This window comes from Acinetobacter sp. YH12049 (genome assembly GCF_013419875.1).
GTDB classification, from domain to species: Bacteria; Pseudomonadota; Gammaproteobacteria; order Pseudomonadales; family Moraxellaceae; genus Acinetobacter; species Acinetobacter amyesii.
The window spans coordinates 1-17648 of record NZ_VOZH01000026.1 but is presented as its reverse complement, the minus strand read 5'-3'; the positions used below and the strand labels follow the sequence as shown (position 1 = coordinate 17648).

The following is a 17648-nucleotide window of genomic DNA, read 5'->3' as shown; positions in this document are numbered from 1 at the left end:
GCATGCTAGATTTTTTAAAGAAGCTATTGCCTACAACGTTTAAAGATTGGTTACGTCCGTTTAAGATGACGTTAGTGGATAATCCAAAAAAGAGAAAGTTGTTCTTGCATATGCAGAGAAAGCATCAAGAGCTTTTGCACCAAATAAAAGGTAAAGAGAAAATAAAAGTAGTTTTTCTAGCTATTCATAAGAGCGTTTGGAAAGTCGATCCAGTGTTTCAGAAAATGCTGAACGATCCTTTCTTTGAACCTGTAATACTTGTATGTCCTTATACAGTTTATGGGGAAGAACGTATGAAGCAGGATATGCAAGAATGTTATGAATATTTTAAAGAAAAAGGTTACCCGCTGCTTTCTTCTTATCATGCAGAAGAACAACGTTGGATCACACTTGAAGAAATACAGCCTGATATAGTGTTCTTTACCAATCCACATAATTTAACACGCAAAGAATATTATGAAGATGCGTATTTGAATTATTTGAGTTGTTATGCTGGTTATGGGATGCCTATTTCAAAATATGAAAATTATCAGGCCCAATTTAATCAGGTATTTCATAATGCGATTTGGAAAATTTTTGTCCAAACTGTTGAAATGGTCGAAAATTATAAAAATATTTCCCAGAGAGGTCGTGTTGGCATAGAGTTAGTAGGGGATTGTTTAGTTGAGCAATTAAGAGGAACAAGATTTGATCAATCAACTTGGAAGAATGCGAAGCAAAAAATAAAAATAATATATGCTCCACATCATACAATAGAGGATAATAAAATATTCTCTATTAGTACTTTTTTAGAAAATGCTTTTTTTATAAAAGAAATTGCACTTAAATATAAAGACGATATCTATTGGTCTTTTAAACCACATCCATTATTAAAAGAAAAGTTATTAATACATCCTGATTGGGGAAAGCAAAGAACTGAAGATTATTATGGTTTCTGGACAGAGTTTGAAAGTAGTCAAGTTGATGAAGGTGAGTACATAGATCTATTCAAAAATTCAGATGCTATGATTCTAGACTCTTCTTCATTCTTAGGTGAATATCTTTTTGTGGATAAGCCTATTCTATATTTATTGAAAAAAGATAGTTTAAATTACTTTAGTAGTTTTGGGCATAAGTGCTTAAGTGTAAGTAGTCAGGCATTAGGCAATAAGGAAATTGAAAACTTTATAGTTCAAATGCTAAATGATACAGATGTAAATCAGCATAAAAGATGTGTCCTGATTGATGATTATGATAGAAGTTTAGGTTATAAAATAGATACTTCTACTCGAATTTTGAAAATATTGAAGCAATAGGTAAATATAATGCAAGCTATTATTTTGGCAGCAGGTAAAGGCTCTAGACTTGGTAATTACACGAAAGAAAATACAAAGTGTATGCTAGAAGTCAATGGAGAAAAGCTTATTGATTTAAGTTTAAAAAACCTTGCGGCTATAGGTATCACAAAAGTTGTACTGGTTGTAGGATACCAAAAAGATAATTTAATAGCTTATCTTGGTAATAAAAAATTTGGTATCTCTATTACATATATAGATAATCCGATTTATGAAACTACTAATAATATTTATTCTTTATATTTAGCAAGAGAATATTTAAAGGCTGATGATACTTTATTACTTGAGAGTGATTTAATCTATGATGTCGCTATTCTTGAAGGGCTTACAGCCGATAAAAGACCATCTCTTGCAGTAGTAGATAAGTACCAAGCATGGATGGATGGTACTGTAGTTAAGTTAGACAAAAACTGTAAAATTACTAGTTTTGTTCCTAAAGCGTTTTTCGATTTTTCAGAAGTTAATCGATATTATAAAACAGTCAATATTTACAAGTTTTCAAAAGAATTTTCTGAACATACTTATGTACCATTTTTAGAAGCTTATAGCACTGCTTTAGGTAATAATGAGTATTATGAACAAGTACTTCGAGTTGTACTAGAGTTAGAAAATCAGGAGCTTGAAGCCTATCCATTAAGTACAGAGCGCTGGTATGAGATTGATGATGTACAAGACAAAGATAATGCAGAGGTGGTCTTTGCTAAAACACCAGAGTTGAAACTTGATCTTGTACAACGTCGTTACGGTGGCTATTGGAGATATCCACAGCTTGTAGATTTTTGTTATTTAGTAAATCCCTATTTCCCTGATGAAGTTTTTATAAATGAGTGTAAAGCTTACTTTCAACCTCTCATAAGTCAGTATCCTTCTGGCTCTGCAGTACAAAGTTTGTTAGCAAGTAAACTCTTTAATATTGAACCTAGTCAAATAGTAGTGACAAACGGTGCTGCAGAAACGATTAAAGTTTTAAGTACGGTATTTAAAGGTAAATTTGGTATTTTAGAGCCAACTTTTTATGAGTATATCGATGCTATTGGTCATGATCGAGTGATTAGAAAGTTAGTTAACTCAACTGATTTTAGCTATGGAATTGATCCCTTATTTGAGCTGGCAAAAGAAGTTGAAAATATAATCCTGATAAATCCTGATAATCCTAGTGGAAATTTTATCGCTAAAGCCGACGTAATCAGCCTGTTGGATTATCTTAAGGAAGAGGGTAAAAATTTAATACTCGATGAGTCGTTTATAGATTTTGCAGAGGATGGTTTTAAAGAATCCTTATTTACTCCAGATCTCATTAATAATTACAATAATTTATTTTTAATTAAATCGATTAGTAAGAGTTACGGTGTGCCAGGTGCAAGGCTTGGTGTTACAGCAAGTAGTAACACAGAAGTGATCCGTAAGATTGATAGGGAAACGAGTATTTGGAATATTAATTCATTTGGTGAGTTCTTCTTACAAATTATTGGCAAGTATATTTCAAAGTATAAAAAATCCTGTCAGAGGATCGTTGTTGAGCGTTCACGTTTTATGTCTGAAATAAAAAATATTAGTTTCCTTAAGGTATATCCATCACAGGCGAATTATTTTTTGTGTGAAGTAGTAGATAAATATACAGCTACTGAGCTGGCACAGAAATTACTTTTTGAGAATGAGTTATTTGTTAAAGATTTAACTGGTAAGAAAGGTTTTGAGGATAGGCAGTTTTTAAGAATAGCTGTACGTGATGAGATAGATAATGATAAGCTACTTAGCGCTTTGAAGGTAATGCAATGAAAGTGATTGCAAGAAATGATATAGAAAGTTTAAATATTAATGATTTTGAAATTCTGACATGGGTAAAAGAGGCATTTGGGGTAAAAGAAGAAAGCATGTTACCTCATAAAATTAGTCAGACTTTTAATCAGGGAAGAAATTTTTATAATACTATGCCAGCAATTATTCCTAGTATTGATGCGGCAGGAGTAAAGATTGTTTCTAGGTATTCTGAACGTACACCATCCATTATGGGGGAGCTTTTATTATATAGGTATTCTAATGGTGAGCCTCTAGCTTTATTGGATGGTACTTGGATAACAGCAAAGAGAACAGGAGCAGTTGCTGCTTTGGCCGTTGAGACTTTGGCGAAAAAAAACTTTGAGACAGTCGCTATTTTGGGTTTGGGACAAACGGGGATGAGTTTTTTGGAAATGTTTTTAACTAATCCTTTAAATATTACTAAAAAAATCAAGCTTAGAAATTATAAAGATCATGCTCAGAGAGCAAAAGAAATACTACTAAGTAGAGGTGTAAAAAATATAGAAATATGTAATACCAATGAAGCCTTGATTAGGGACTCAGATGTAATAGTTTCTGCAATTACTGTTGCAGAAGAACAATTGGGAAGAGATGAATGGTTTAAAGAAGGTTGCTTAGTTGTGCCTATACATACACGTGGCTTTCAAAATTGTGATTTATTTTTTGATAAAGTTTTTGCGGATGATAAAGCACATGTTGAAGGCTTCAAGTACTTTAACAATTTCAAAAGTTTTGATGAGATAAGTTCAGTTTTGTTAGGTCTTGCAAGTGGACGAACCAACAATCATGAAAGAATTCTATCTTATAACATTGGTATTGCATTACATGACATTTATTGTGCTAAAAAGATTTACGATAGATTGTTATAAGTTATGTTACTGAAACAAAAAGCGATTAGGGGTTTTGCTTGGAGCCTTGCTGATAAGATGATTAATCAGCTTGGCTATTTAGCTGTAACTATATATCTAGCACGGCTGATTGGTCCAGAAAGTTTTGGACTTATTGGTATGCTTACAATTTTTATGCTGTTAGCGGAAAGTGTTATTAGCAATGGATTTTCTGCTGCTCTCGTACAGCGTAGTAATCAGGTGACACCAGAAGACGAAAGCACAGTGTTTTATATAAACATGGCGTGGGGTGTGGCCATGTATATTTTACTTTATTTTAGTGCCCCATTCATAGCAGATTTTTATAAGGCACCTCAACTAATCGATATATCACGGCTCCTCTTTGTGGTGATAATTATCAATTCTTTAGTTGTAGTAGTACGTGCGAAATTAACAATAAATATAGATTTTAAGAGTCAAACTATTGCTAGTACGATAGCGACTCTGCTTTCAGCAGTAGTGGGTGTTTACTTAGCACAGCGAGGCTATGACTACTGGGCATTTGTATGGATGTTGGTTATTAAATCAGCATTGAATGCGTTGTTAATTTGGTTGTTTTGTCGTTGGTTGCCGCAATTTATATTTAGTGTTGAGTCATTTAAGCGTTTATTTAAATTTGGTTCAAATTTAATGATAGCAGGATTTGTAGCGACGTTTGTGAACAATCTTTATATTGCATTGATAGGGCGTTATTTTAATGCTACGCAAGTGGGTTATTTCACTCAAGCAAATAATCTAAGTAATAACCTATACTTGATGCTTTCCTCTACTTTGCAAGGGGTTACTTATCCGATATTAACCTCTATAAAAGATGAAAGAGAGCGGCTAGTTAGTATATATAAACAGTTAATATCTATTACCCTATTGGTATCTCTTCCATTATTGGTAGGTTTGGCGGCGGTATCTGATGAGGTTGTGTTGCTGTTTTTGGGCGAGGAGTGGCTTTCAGTAGCTCCTGTGCTAAGCATACTTTGTTTTGCGCGTGCAATTACACCTATCAGTGCGATTAATATGAATATATTGAATGCGATAGGTCGGTCAGACTTATTTTTAAAGGTGGATTTATCTAAACTCCCTATGACTCTCGCTGCCTTATTGATATCTGTCCCTTATGGTATAGAGGCTGTAGCTTGGGCTATGGTGGCAACCACTGTTATAGCATTCTTTATAAATGCCTACTTTCCTGGCAAGTTATTTGGGTTTGGTGGTTGGTCACAACTTAAGGTTGCGGCTAAATACATTATCGCTGCCGCAATTATGTATGTTGCAGTAAGCCAGTTAGAATTGGAGGTTGTATTGTGGTTAGGATTAATTGTCAAAATTTCGCTAGGAATGCTTCTTTATCCTTTACTGCTTGTTATAATGCGCGACCAGTCTTTAATTCGATATATAAGTTTACTTATCGGTAAAGTAAGAGTTTAACGGTTAAAAAATTTCATTATGAATATCCCTCCATTAGTATCCGTAGTCATTCCTTGCTATAACCATGAAAGTTTTGTGCAAGATAGTATTCAAAGTGTAATCGATCAAACTTATGAAAATATTGAGTTAATTATTATTGATGATGGTTCAAAAGATGGCTCGGTAGAAAAGATAAAAGAAATGATTCCTGCTTGCCAAGAAAGGTTTGTTCGGTTTGAGTTTCGATATAGACCAAATAAAGGGTTAAGTGCAACTTTAAATGAGGCTTTAGAATGGTGTGAGGGCGAGTTTTTTTCACCACAAGCGTCAGATGATATATCATTACCTGATAAACTGTTGAAAATGATTGATGTGCTGTTAGAGCAGGAAGAAAATATAGCTGGTGTTTTTGCAGGTGTGAGGGCAATCACGGTAGATAAAAGTGATCTATATGAGTTTGGAGATGAAAAATTAATTGAATTCGAAAATGTTATATTAAGAAATACATCGTTACCAGGTCAGATAGTAGTACTAAAAACTCATATTTTGAGGAAAGTTGGAGGGTATGATGAAACAAAGAAAATAGAGGATTTACCATTATTTTTAAAGATAACCTCGTTAGGATATAATTTATATTCTATTAGTGATTCTTTACTCTTATACCGAAAACATGATCTTAGCACATCGAATCGAGCTGATTTTATGCTGCAGGCTGTTTTAGAGGTTTTATCAGAATACCAAGATAATAGATTATACAAAAAAGCAGTTAGTAATAGTTATATGATAGAAGTAGAAACAGTTATTAAAACAGACAGGAAAATTGGTTTGGTTTGGTTAATGAAATCAATTAGCTATTACCCACTTAATTTATTTACAAAAAAGTTTATAAGAGTGTCTCTTTTAGTCTTCCTCCCCTTACAGGTTATAAAGTTTTTGAAAGGTAAGCGTTAAAATGCAAATGATCCCTAAAAAAATACATTACTGTTGGTTTGGTGGTAATCCATTACCAGAAATTGCTCATAAGTGTATGGAAAGCTGGGAAAATTTTTGCCCTGATTATGAAATTATACGTTGGGATGAAAGTAATTGTGATTTGCAAATTAATGATTTTGTTAGAGGAGCAGTAGAGCATAAAAAGTGGGCGTTTGTCTCAGATTATTTTCGTCTCAAAGTTATTGAGGAGCATGGCGGTATATATCTAGACATAGATGTTGAATTACTAAAACCCTTTGATAATTTATTAGAATTAGAAGGTTTTATGGGGTTTGAACTCTCAAAGTTTAATTGTATTAATTCTGGTTTGGGTTTTGGTGCTACGCCTCATAATAAAATTATACAAAAACTTAGAGAAAATTATGAACAGGCGTCTTTTGTAAAAAAAGATGGTTCATTAGATATGACACCATGCCCAGAGCGAGATACTAAGGTTTTAGTACAATTGGGATTGAAACAGATAGATAAGAATCAATTAATTGATAGATTTATGTTTCTTTCATCTGATTATTTTTCTCCAATTGGATTAATGGGTGAAGAGAATTTTACAGAAAACACTTATTCAATACATCATTTTAATGCTTCATGGCTCGATGAATACCAAAAAGAACAACTGGAATTTAGCAGGAATATGAGAAGTAAATATGGAAATGTATTAGGATATTTATGTTATAAGACAATTTTACCATTTAAAATTATACGTTACTACGGTATAGGTTATTTATTCAAAAAAATTTATCATAAATTAACTTTTAGCAAGTAGGCTATACTACGGTGAATTAATTGTTTCCATATATTTTAGTATTATTTTTTGTGGTATGTACTATTTATTTAGGACAGAAATCTAACAAAGTAAATTTAGTAATAATACCTATATTATTACTGACATTACTTGCAGGCTTAAGAGATAGATATGTTGGAACCGATACATGGACTTATACCCAACCTTTTAATCCTAACTATGATAATACTACTTTGGTATTGGATGCTAATGTTGAATATGGATATCAGATATTTGTTTATTTAATAAATTATTTAACTAATGAATATTATTGGTATCTTTTTATAATGGCTTTAATCACAGTAATTTTGATGATTTTAGCCATTAGAAAGTACTCTATTGACTATTTGTTGTCAATTTATATATATATAACTTTTGGTTTTTATACTTTTTTATTTAATACAGTAAGGCAAGCAATTGCATTAGCGATATTATTTTATGGTGTTAAGTTTTTTTTGGAAAAAAAATTGCTTAAATATATCCTGGTTGTATTTATTGCTTCCCTATTTCATATATCTGCATGGGTGATGCTTCCATTTTACTTTTTTATTCATTTCAAGCTAAGAGTTGAATTAAAAGTTGCATTCACTTTTATTTCATCTTTGTTAGCTAGTAGTGTGGTAATAAAATATTTATCAGCTAATAATCAACGCTATGAACATTATACACAAACTTCTGAAAATGCTGGTGGGTATCTTTTATTAATATTTTATTCTATTATTGCTCTAGCTCTCTATGTTTTTGGTAGAAATTTAAGAGAGAATAACAAATCTTATAATTTGCTAGAGCAATTATATTTTTGTGGGTTAGTATTTGTAATACCTATCACTTTATTAGGTACAGATCCATCAGGTCCTCAACGCGTATTGTATAATTTTTCTGTATATTTAATATTATTAATCCCTTTAGTAATCAAGGATAAATTTAATCAATTAGGCTATAAAATTTTATTTTATATACTAGGTTTTGTGTATTTTATGATGATGACTTATAGTTTATATGGTATTTATCCATATGAGCTAAATGATAAATTTAGGATTTTTTAAAATGACTGTATCTGTAGGTATACCGATTTATAATGCTGAAAATTTTCTTGATAATGCTATTAAATCTGTTTTAAATCAAACATATAATGATTTTGAGCTGTTGCTTATTGATGATGGATCTACTGATCGTTCATTAGAAATTGCAAAAAAGTATGAACAGCTTGATAGCCGTGTAAGAGTAATACATGATGGTAAAAATAAAAGATTACCACTTCGTTTAAACCAACTCATTCAGGAATCAAAATATGACTTAATTGCACGAATGGATGCAGATGACATTATGCATCCTGAGCGCTTAGAGAAACAGGTTAATATACTTAATAATTCTCGTTATGATTTGGTTTCAACTTCTTATTTTTCGATTGATTCAAAAGATAAAATTGTTAGTGCACGTATTATTAATAAAATTAATTTAGATTTAAGTGACTTGTTGCTAGGTAATTATTATATCTTACACCCTTCGATAATGGCAAGAAAAAGTTGGTTTTTGAACCATTTTTATAATTCAGATTTTGATCGTGCAGAGGATTATGAACTTTGGTTTAGATCCAAAGTTAATAATAATTTTAATATTAAAATTATGAATGAGCCTTTGATGTTTTATAGAGAGGAAGGTAGTGTTTCTAAGAATAAGCAGCTTAAATCATATATAACAACTAATAAAATTTTGGATAAATATCTAAAAAATATTGGTTTTTTAAATTATTTAAATGCTAAAATGAGAAATACATTTAAGATTTTTATATTTTCATATCTTTATAATAAAAGGTTGGAGTCATATTTGCTTAAACGAAGAAATAATATCCATCAGGAAGAATATGATACTTCAAAAGCACAGTTAATTCTGAATTCTATAATTTTTGATAGATACAATTGATTTGTTTAAATTGGAATAAGTTTGTGAAAAAAAATAGTATTTCACCAAAAGTGTTTGTTATTGGAACTACGGCTTCAAACCTTTTTTTGTTTCGTAAAGATTTTATCCTTTCTTTTATCAATAAAGGTTATCAAGTTTATGCATTAGTATCTGAATATGACGATTACTGGATAAAAAAAATTCAAAAATTAGGTGCTGAGGTAATCACATATCAGCTTAGTAGAAGTGGTTTAAATCCTTTCAAGGATCTTAAATCAATGGTTGAGTTAAAGCGATATATTAATCAGTATAATCCGGATATAGTATTCTCATTTTTTACAAAGCCTGTTATTTATGGATCTTTAGCTGCTCGTTTGAGCGGTGTTCCAAATGTCATTGGTATGATTGAAGGTCTTGGCTCTCCATTTACAGAACATCCTTCAGGTCAAACCCTTAAAATGAAACTTATAAAATTTATTCAAGTTTCACTTTATCGAATTGCATTTCCTTTTTTAGATAAAATTATTTTTTTAAACAAGGATGATCCAATTGACTTGGTTGAAAAAAATAAAATTTTTACTACAAAAGATGCAGTAAAGGTTTTGGGGCCAATTGGTTTAAGTTTAAAAGATTATCCTTATAAAGCTTGGGATGATTCAAAAAGCGTATCTTTCATATTCGTTGCACGATTGTTAGCTGAAAAAGGGATTTATGAGTATTTAGAGGCCGCAAAACTTGTAAAATTGAAGTATCCTAAAACCATTTTCAAAGTAATTGGCGGTTTAGACTTAGAAAATCCATATGGCCTTTCACAATCAGAATTAGATAAACTTATAGCGTCGAAGCTTATTGAATATCTTGGTTATGTAAATAATGTATCTGAACATATAGCAGACAGTGCAGTATTTGTATTACCTTCATATTATCGAGAAGGCGTACCTCGTAGCACCCAAGAAGCAATGGCCATTGGCCGCCCCGTTATTACCACAGATGTACCGGGTTGTCGTGATACTGTAATCGATGGGGTCAATGGATTCTTAATTCCTAAATGGGATGTAAATGCACTTGTAGAAAAAATGTGTTTTTTTATTGAAAACCCTGACCAAATCAACATTATGGGCAAAGAAAGTTATAAGATTGCATGTGAAAAATTTGATGTTCATAAAGTAAATAAAAAACTATTTGAAATTATGGAAATTGAAGACTGATATGAAGCGCATTGTTGACATAGTAATTTCATTGATTGCACTCGTCCTTTTATCACCAATTTTTTGTTGGGTTGCATTTAAGGTTCGTAAAAACTTAGGTTCTCCAATCTTTTTTCTGCAAGACCGTCCAGGTAAAGATGGCAAACTTTTTAAAATGATAAAGTTCCGATCGATGAAAGATGCATTTGATAAAGAAGGAAATCCTTTGCCAGATGATCAACGAATTACACCATTCGGACATAAATTACGCGCAACAACATTAGATGAAATGCCACAACTTTTAAATGTTTTAAAGGGTGACATGAGTATTGTGGGCCCTCGTCCACAAATGAAAGATTTTTTGGAACACTACACTGCTGAGCAAATGCGACGACATGAAGTAAAGCCAGGTATGACAGGGCTCGCTCAAGTCAGTGGTCGTAATAATCTTTCATGGGAAGAAAAATTTGAGTTAGATGTACAATATGTCGATACTCATACGATATGGCTTGATTTTAACATTATGTTTAAAACAGTTGAAGTCATGTTAAAGAAAGAAGGTATTAATGCTCCGGACCAAGAGGTTGGAGCTGTCCGTTTTTCAAGCAAAAATAATTCTCAGTCTGAATCAATTCGTAAATAATTTATTTTTATCACAATGAGTCATATGATCAAAAAAGCCATTCTCCCAGTCGCAGGCCTTGGTACACGGTTTCTACCTGCGAGTAAATCTATTCCCAAAGAAATGGTCACAGTGGTTGACCGACCAGCGATTGAATATGTAGTTAAAGAAGCAGTTGCTGCTGGCATTGAACAGATTATTCTTGTTACCCATTCCTCAAAAGCATCCATTGAAAACTATTTTGATCGTAACTTTGAGCTGGAAACCACTCTAGAACATAAAAAGAAATTTGATTTACTCAAAGAAATCACTGAAATTTTACCACCACACGTCAGTGTGATTAGTGTACGTCAACCACAGCCACTTGGTTTAGGTCATGCTGTACTGTGTGCTAAAGCTGTAGTAGGCGATGATGATTTTGCTGTATTACTTCCAGATGTTCTTGTAAAAGATCCATCTGAAAATAATGATCTAAGTCTCATGATTCAACGTTTTGATGAAACCCATGCATCACAAATTATGGTGGAAGCTGTACCAGATCACATGGTAGATCAATACGGTATTGTCGATGTTGCTTGTATACCTGCCGAAGGGCATAGCATCGTCATGCAAGGCATTGTCGAGAAACCTGCCCTCGACACTGCACCATCAAATTTATCGGTAGTGGGTCGCTATATTTTACCTGCCAAAATTATGCAACTTTTAGAGCAAACTCCGAAAGGTGCAGGCAATGAAATCCAACTGACCGATGCGATTGCCATGCTACAACAAACCGATACAGTTGAAGCGTATCGTATGAAAGGTCAAACTTTTGACTGTGGTAGCAAGTTGGGTTATTTAAAAGCTGTACTTCATTATGGTGTAGATCATCCAAAGTTAGGTGAGGAATTTAAAGCGCTGATCAAAGACCTAAAACTATAAAAAGAGACAGATATGAAAGTTGCAGTATTTGGACAAACACTTTTTTCAGGTGTATTTGCTGCTTTGCTAGCAGAATGCGGTCATCACGTTTTTTGGTATGAACCACTGAAAACGTGTGAAAGCGAACAAATGTATATACAAGATGAAGCTGTAAAAAATCTACTCAACAAACAACAAAGTAGTTTTTTAAAATACTGCGACTTTAATGATATTCCTTTAGATGCAGATGCTTATTTCTTCAGTTTTAACCCTGCCGAAGAAAAGCAATGTATTGAAATTCTTCAAAACATCAAACAACGTCCCATTATTCACCCTAAATTGATGATCAATGCGTCTACTTTAGGACTACATGGGACAGAAAAATTTGCAAAAATTTTGCATGAAGATGAGTGGGTCTATTTACCCGACATGATTCAGGAAGGAAATGCTTTACAAAGTTTTGCCCAAGCCAAGCAGTTGATTGTTGGGTCTGCATCAGATGCTGCTCAAATTAAAATTAAGGAACTCTTACGCCCTTTATTTCCACGTCAGCAGCAATATTTATTTATGCCTATTTTAGATGCTGAATTTACCAAGTTGAGTATCTCCGGCATGTTGGCGACACGGATTAGCTATATCAATGACTTGGCAATGGTTGCTGAGAAATTAGGCATTGATATTGAGTCAGTTCGTCAGGGGATGGCTGCGGATAATCGTATTGGAGGATCTTATCTCTATCCAGGTGCAGGTTTTGGTGGAGAAAACTTTTCACATGATATTCAGACCCTAACGCATACGGTGTCAGGTGTGGGCGCAAATAGCCAACTCCTTGCTCAAGTTTGGGACATTAATGAGCAGCAAAAAGAAGTTTTATTCCGCAAATTGTGGAATTATTATCATGGTGATTTAAAAGGGAAAACTGTTGCGATATGGGGCGCTGCATTTAAAGAAAAAACGTCTAGTACTAAACAATCTCCTATTCATGCCATGTTGGCAGCACTATGGGCTCAAGGTATAAATGTTAAATTACACGACCCTCAAGCCTTGGATGAAATGAAAAAAATATATGGTGAGCGACCTGATCTAATGTATTGCACAGAGCAATATGAGGCAGTGCAAGATGCACATGCTTTGTGCTTACTGACGGCATGGAAACAATATTGGAGTCCAAATTATACCGAATTGCTTAAAACCATGCAGCACCCACTTATTTTGGATGGGCGCAATATTTATGATCCAGCGTATGTGAAGTCTCAAGGTTTTGCATATATGGGGGTAGGACGTTAATGGCTGTTAAAACTCAACCTTATGCTGTACAAAATTTAGATTCAGTTTTAGGCAGTCTTCATAGTTTGAAAACTAAATTTGAAAATAGGCATTTAACAGAACTCTTTGCTGAAGACCCTCAGCGATTCGAAAAATTCTCTGTGACTTTAGAGCCGGTGGTTTTTGATTTTAGTAAACATAGAGTCAATCAGCTCGTTATCAAAAATCTAGTCCAGTGGGCACAGACACAAGATTTAGAGTTGTGGATAAAGCGTTTATTTTCTACTGAAGAAATTAACTATACCGAACAGCGTGCAGCCATGCATTGGGCACTGCGGTTGCCAAAGCAGGATTCGCAGCATCCTAAATTAGCTGCTCAAGTCCATACACAACTTGAGCGTATGTATGCTTTGGTAGAAAAAATTCATGCTGGCCAGTGCCGCGGCGCAACTGGTGAAGTCATTCAAGATGTGGTGAATATTGGGGTCGGAGGGTCAGACTTAGGACCACTGATGGTGAGTCATGCCTTATCTGATTTCAAAAAATCCACACATAAGCCACTCAATGTGCATTTTGTTTCGACCATTGATGGTAGTCAGCTTTCAGATTTATTGCATCAACTTCGCCCCGAAACCACGCTATTTATTATTTCTTCAAAATCGTTCGGGACCATTGATACCTTATCCAATGCGCAAACAGTGCGTTTATGGCTTGAAAAAGCACTTGGACAAGAATCCCAAATTCTAAAGCATCATTTTATTGGCGTATCTACTAAAGCAGATAAAATGACGGAATGGGGCATTGCAGCCGATAACCAATTTTTACTTTGGGATTGGGTCGGCGGTCGCTATTCACTTTGGTCATGTATCGGTTTGCCGATTGCACTGACAATTGGAGTTGATGGCTTTAAACAACTGTTAGCTGGCGCATATGCGGTAGACCAGCATTTTCAGACGGCACCTTTCGAACAGAATATTCCTGTATTAATGGGCTTATTGGGTGCGTGGAATAATAATTTCCTTGATATTCAGACCCATGCAGTACTGCCCTATGATGGGCGTTTGAAATATTTCGCCTCTTATTTGCAGCAGTTAGAAATGGAATCGAATGGTAAATCGATTCAACGCGATGGGAAAAAAGTAGATCTAGACACTTGTCCGATTATATGGGGGGAAGTGGGACCAAATGCGCAGCATGCTTTTTATCAATTGCTGCATCAAGGTAGTCAAGCAGTGAGTTGTGATTTTATTGCGCCAGTGCAGCGCTATCAGGCCCAACAATTTACCTATGTCGATAATGCAGAGGCGCTGGTGGAACAGCATCATTTGGCCTTATCCAATTGTTTGGCTCAATCGCGCTTACTGGCATTTGGTAATCAAGCTTTAAATCAACAAGAAGTACAAGATTTGCCGGAATATAAACAATATGAAGGCAATCAACCAAGTTCAACCATTTTATTGCAAGAGCTAAATCCATATAGTTTGGGCATGTTGATTGCAATGTATGAACATAAAGTTTTTGTACAGTCGGTGCTTTGGAACATTAACCCGTTTGATCAATGGGGTGTAGAAAAAGGTAAGGAAATTGCCAATCAGTTACTGCCTATTTTGAATGGGGAACAGAATGATCTTTCTGCGCTAGACGCCTCAACACAAGGTTTATTGCAGATACTATTAGGAAAGAATAATGGCTAAAATTTTAGTAACAGGTGGTGCAGGTTATATTGGTTCACATACTTGTATTCAACTTTTGAGCGCAGGGCATGACGTTGTTGTACTGGATAATTTGTCCAACAGTTCTGTCGAATCCTTAGCACGTGTTCAAGCGTTGGCAGCTAAAACATTAGATTTTGTTGAAGGTGATATTCTCGATCAGCAAATTTTAGATCAAATTTTTCAGCATCACTCTATTGATGCAGTGATTCACTTTGCAGGTTTAAAAGCTGTGGGTGAAAGCCAAAAAGAGCCGCTAAAATATTTTGAAAATAATATCTCAGGTTCTATTAGCTTAGTTAAAGCAATGGAACGTGCCCAGGTTTTTAAATTGGTCTTTAGTTCATCGGCAACAGTCTATGATGAAGCCAATATTTCACCCTTGAATGAAACCATGCCTACAGGTATGCCAAGTAATAACTATGGCTATACCAAACTGATTGTCGAGCAATTACTAGAAAAATTATCGGCTGCAGATGAGCGCTGGTCAATTGCATTGCTGCGTTATTTTAACCCTGTAGGCGCACATAAAAGTGGCCAAATGGGTGAAGACCCACAAGGGATACCCAATAATTTGATGCCTTATGTCACACAGGTTGCAGTCGGCCGTCGTGATAAGTTGTCAATTTTTGGCAATGATTATGATACGGTAGATGGAACTGGTGTACGTGACTATATACATGTTGTAGATTTAGCGAATGCGCATTTATGCGCCTTAAACAATCGCCTAAATGCTACAGGCTGCCGTGCGTGGAATATTGGCACTGGCAATGGGATTTCAGTAAAACAAATTCGGGATACTTTTGAGAAGGTAAATGGTGTTGAGATACCATTTGAATATGTACCTCGTCGAGAAGGTGATGTTGCAACTTCATTTGCTGATAATGCCCGTGCTATCGCAGAGTTAGATTGGCAGCCTCAATATGGTTTAGAAGATATGTTGAAGGATAGCTGGAACTGGCAAAAGCAAAATCCAAATGGATACAACTAAGATTTAAATTTAGTGTGTAAATTCATTAAATACAGTATGGCAAATTTTGTATTTGCCATACTTCTCACTACTTAACTTAAGTCGTGAGTCGTGTATTGATTGTGCAAAAATGATGATAGATCTTATCTTTTGTTTGAAAAAAATCGTTATCATATGTAAAAGATAAATTGATTGAAATAACATATGAAATATCAAGCTCTTAGGGTTTTATCATTTGCGATTTTTTCTTCTCTAGCTCTGCCCGTTGCTGCTCAAGGGATTGTATTAAATAACCAAGATGTACGCACAGATCTAAATTGGCTGAATCAGCAAGGTGTGATCCAAATCAGCACTTCGACTTGGCCATTGAGTGGTGAAGAAATTCAGCGTGCATTATCTACTGCCAAAATTGAAAATAATGCTCAGCAGAAAGTTGTCAGTTCGGTTATGGCAAATTTAGAAGCAGAAAATACCTCTATTAAGCTCGATTTATTTGCTGAAACAGATCCACAAAACATCCCGCAAAAATTTGCAGATGAGCAAAAATCGCAATATCAAGCGGCCCTTGAATTGAATGCAGGTGGAACGCAGTGGGATGCAAGACTGCGAGTCAATGCTGAAAAAGATCCAATCATTGACCATGGACATGATGTCAATTTAGAAGGTTCTTATATTGCAGGAAAATTGTGGAATCAATGGTTGATTGCGGGACAAATCCCAACCTATTGGGGACCTGGACATGAAGGAAGCCTAATCCGTGGTGATGCGAGTCGCCCTGTTTATGGTTTGACCATGCAGCGTGCTGAACAACAAGCATTTGAAACAAAGTGGCTGTCATGGATTGGTCCTTGGCAATATCAAGCTTTTGCTGGCCGATTAGATGATTATAAAGCCGTTCCTGATACGAATTTATTAGGCCTACGCTTAACTGCACAGCCATTGCCTTACTTGGAGCTAGGCGCTTCTCGAATTCTTCAATGGGGAGGTGAAGGGCGGTCAGAAAGTTTTGACTCATTATGGAATGCGATTAAAGGGAATGACAACTTTGATGATGGTGCTCTAGATAAGTCTAATCAAATTGCGGGTTTTGATGCACGCCTTAATTTAAACCACTGGAGTGGTGTACCGATTAGCCTTTATGGGCAATATGTCGGTGAAGATGAAGCTGGGCTTCTTCCTTCAAAAAAAATGTATTTAGCAGGTATCGATTATTCTTCACAATTAAATAATTTACCTTTGCAAGTGTATGCGGAATGGGCTGATACTCGAACCAATGGTGATGCGCTTGGTATTTCTTACGATCATCATATATATACAGATGGCTATTACCAACACGGCTTCCCGTTAGGGCATGCCATGGGCGGGGATGGTCAAATGCTAAGTCTTGGTGGAGATATTCGCTTTGATGTTATGAATCGCTTAAATGGTCGAGTAATGATGGCCAAAGTGAATCAGTCAAATTCAAGTACCAATCATGCATTTGCGCAAAAAGATGAAATTAAAGCTTTAGATCTTACTTGGACACATTACTTAAAACCAAATGCGCCATTGAAGCTGAATGGATGGGTGAGTGATTCTGATGTCTATGGTCAAGATGCGGGAGTGTCTATCGGAGTCGAAATTCCATTGGATCGTTCATTATTTTAATCAGTTGTCAGCTTAAATAGAATTTCTTTCTAGTTGAGCGTAAGCGTCCGCTGAACACACCTTCTGAATTCATCCTATAAGCCTTAATTTAGTCCCCACTTAGAAACAAGTGGGGACTAAAATTTATGACTACAAATCATCAGACATCCATCGCATCTCTTGCGAAAAAACGAAGAACATACAGTGCTGAATTTAAACAGCAGATCGTTCAGGCTTGTAAAGCACCGGACGTTTCAATTGCTTCAG

15 protein-coding genes are annotated in these 17648 nt (G+C 34.9%); all 15 read left to right on the top strand.

The window, feature by feature from the left end:
- Window positions 1–2: 2 nt before the first annotated feature.
- The 15 genes from FTU05_RS12130 to FTU05_RS12060 all read left to right on the top strand — a co-directional run bounded on the left by FTU05_RS12130 (window position 3) and on the right by FTU05_RS12060 (window position 17402).
- Window positions 3–1295 (top strand): CDP-glycerol glycerophosphotransferase family protein, encoded by a 1293-nt coding sequence (locus FTU05_RS12130; protein WP_180165476.1) that lies wholly within the window; start codon window positions 3–5, stop codon window positions 1293–1295.
- Window positions 1296–1304: 9 nt separating this feature from the next.
- Window positions 1305–3113, top strand: coding sequence for an aminotransferase class I/II-fold pyridoxal phosphate-dependent enzyme (locus tag FTU05_RS12125; protein ID WP_180165474.1), 1809 nt, complete (start codon window positions 1305–1307; stop codon window positions 3111–3113).
- Window positions 3110–4003, top strand: coding sequence for an ornithine cyclodeaminase family protein (locus FTU05_RS12120; RefSeq protein WP_180035081.1), 894 nt, complete (start codon window positions 3110–3112; stop codon window positions 4001–4003). The genes FTU05_RS12125 and FTU05_RS12120 overlap by 4 nt, the downstream gene beginning before the upstream one ends.
- A gap of 3 nt (window positions 4004–4006) precedes the next feature.
- Entirely contained in the window at window positions 4007–5443 is a 1437-nt protein-coding gene (locus FTU05_RS12115; RefSeq protein WP_180165472.1) for a lipopolysaccharide biosynthesis protein, read from the top strand.
- An 18-nt stretch (window positions 5444–5461) separates the two neighbouring features.
- Window positions 5462–6373: a glycosyltransferase family 2 protein gene (locus FTU05_RS12110; RefSeq protein WP_218953380.1), complete on the top strand. Its 912-nt coding sequence runs from the start codon at window positions 5462–5464 to the stop codon at window positions 6371–6373.
- Between the two features lies 1 nt (window position 6374).
- Window positions 6375–7178 carry a glycosyltransferase family 32 protein gene (locus FTU05_RS12105; protein ID WP_180165469.1) on the top strand — a complete coding sequence of 268 codons (804 nt, stop codon included), beginning with the start codon at window positions 6375–6377 and terminating at the stop codon, window positions 7176–7178.
- A 20-nt stretch (window positions 7179–7198) separates the two neighbouring features.
- Window positions 7199–8242, top strand: coding sequence for an EpsG family protein (locus FTU05_RS12100; RefSeq protein WP_180165467.1), 1044 nt, complete (start codon window positions 7199–7201; stop codon window positions 8240–8242).
- Window position 8243: 1 nt separating this feature from the next.
- Window positions 8244–9119, top strand: a complete 876-nt coding sequence (locus FTU05_RS12095; RefSeq protein WP_180165465.1) for a glycosyltransferase family 2 protein — start codon at window positions 8244–8246, stop codon at window positions 9117–9119.
- 23 nt (window positions 9120–9142) lie between these two features.
- On the top strand, window positions 9143–10306 hold the full coding sequence (locus tag FTU05_RS12090) for a glycosyltransferase family 4 protein (protein WP_373685305.1): 1164 nt from the start codon (window positions 9143–9145) through the stop codon (window positions 10304–10306).
- A 1-nt stretch (window position 10307) separates the two neighbouring features.
- A complete protein-coding gene (locus tag FTU05_RS12085; protein ID WP_180165463.1) occupies window positions 10308–10928 on the top strand; it encodes a sugar transferase in 621 nt (206 codons plus the stop codon).
- Between the two features lie 24 nt (window positions 10929–10952).
- Entirely contained in the window at window positions 10953–11828 is an 876-nt protein-coding gene (galU, locus tag FTU05_RS12080) for a UTP--glucose-1-phosphate uridylyltransferase GalU (RefSeq protein WP_180165461.1), read from the top strand.
- A gap of 12 nt (window positions 11829–11840) precedes the next feature.
- Entirely contained in the window at window positions 11841–13094 is a 1254-nt protein-coding gene (locus tag FTU05_RS12075; protein ID WP_180165459.1) for a nucleotide sugar dehydrogenase, read from the top strand.
- Entirely contained in the window at window positions 13094–14767 is a 1674-nt protein-coding gene (pgi, locus tag FTU05_RS12070) for a glucose-6-phosphate isomerase (protein ID WP_180165458.1), read from the top strand. Before FTU05_RS12075 ends, pgi begins: the two co-directional genes overlap by 1 nt.
- Window positions 14760–15776 carry a UDP-glucose 4-epimerase GalE gene (galE, locus tag FTU05_RS12065; protein ID WP_180165456.1) on the top strand — a complete coding sequence of 339 codons (1017 nt, stop codon included), beginning with the start codon at window positions 14760–14762 and terminating at the stop codon, window positions 15774–15776. The genes pgi and galE overlap by 8 nt, the downstream gene beginning before the upstream one ends.
- Window positions 15777–15959: 183 nt before the next feature.
- Window positions 15960–17402 carry a capsule assembly Wzi family protein gene (locus tag FTU05_RS12060; RefSeq protein ID WP_180165454.1) on the top strand — a complete coding sequence of 481 codons (1443 nt, stop codon included), beginning with the start codon at window positions 15960–15962 and terminating at the stop codon, window positions 17400–17402.
- The last annotated feature ends 246 nt before the right edge of the window (window positions 17403–17648 follow it).

Coding starts and splice junctions, on each gene's coding strand:
- FTU05_RS12130 (WP_180165476.1), top strand. CDS start 3: ATGCTAGATTTTTTAAAGAAGCTATTGCCTACAACGTTTAAAGATTGG.
- FTU05_RS12125 (WP_180165474.1), top strand. CDS start 1,305: ATGCAAGCTATTATTTTGGCAGCAGGTAAAGGCTCTAGACTTGGTAAT.
- FTU05_RS12120 (WP_180035081.1), top strand. CDS start 3,110: ATGAAAGTGATTGCAAGAAATGATATAGAAAGTTTAAATATTAATGAT.
- FTU05_RS12115 (WP_180165472.1), top strand. CDS start 4,007: ATGTTACTGAAACAAAAAGCGATTAGGGGTTTTGCTTGGAGCCTTGCT.
- FTU05_RS12110 (WP_218953380.1), top strand. CDS start 5,462: ATGAATATCCCTCCATTAGTATCCGTAGTCATTCCTTGCTATAACCAT.
- FTU05_RS12105 (WP_180165469.1), top strand. CDS start 6,375: ATGCAAATGATCCCTAAAAAAATACATTACTGTTGGTTTGGTGGTAAT.
- FTU05_RS12095 (WP_180165465.1), top strand. CDS start 8,244: ATGACTGTATCTGTAGGTATACCGATTTATAATGCTGAAAATTTTCTT.
- FTU05_RS12085 (WP_180165463.1), top strand. CDS start 10,308: ATGAAGCGCATTGTTGACATAGTAATTTCATTGATTGCACTCGTCCTT.
- galU (WP_180165461.1), top strand. CDS start 10,953: ATGATCAAAAAAGCCATTCTCCCAGTCGCAGGCCTTGGTACACGGTTT.
- FTU05_RS12075 (WP_180165459.1), top strand. CDS start 11,841: ATGAAAGTTGCAGTATTTGGACAAACACTTTTTTCAGGTGTATTTGCT.
- pgi (WP_180165458.1), top strand. CDS start 13,094: ATGGCTGTTAAAACTCAACCTTATGCTGTACAAAATTTAGATTCAGTT.
- galE (WP_180165456.1), top strand. CDS start 14,760: ATGGCTAAAATTTTAGTAACAGGTGGTGCAGGTTATATTGGTTCACAT.
- FTU05_RS12060 (WP_180165454.1), top strand. CDS start 15,960: ATGAAATATCAAGCTCTTAGGGTTTTATCATTTGCGATTTTTTCTTCT.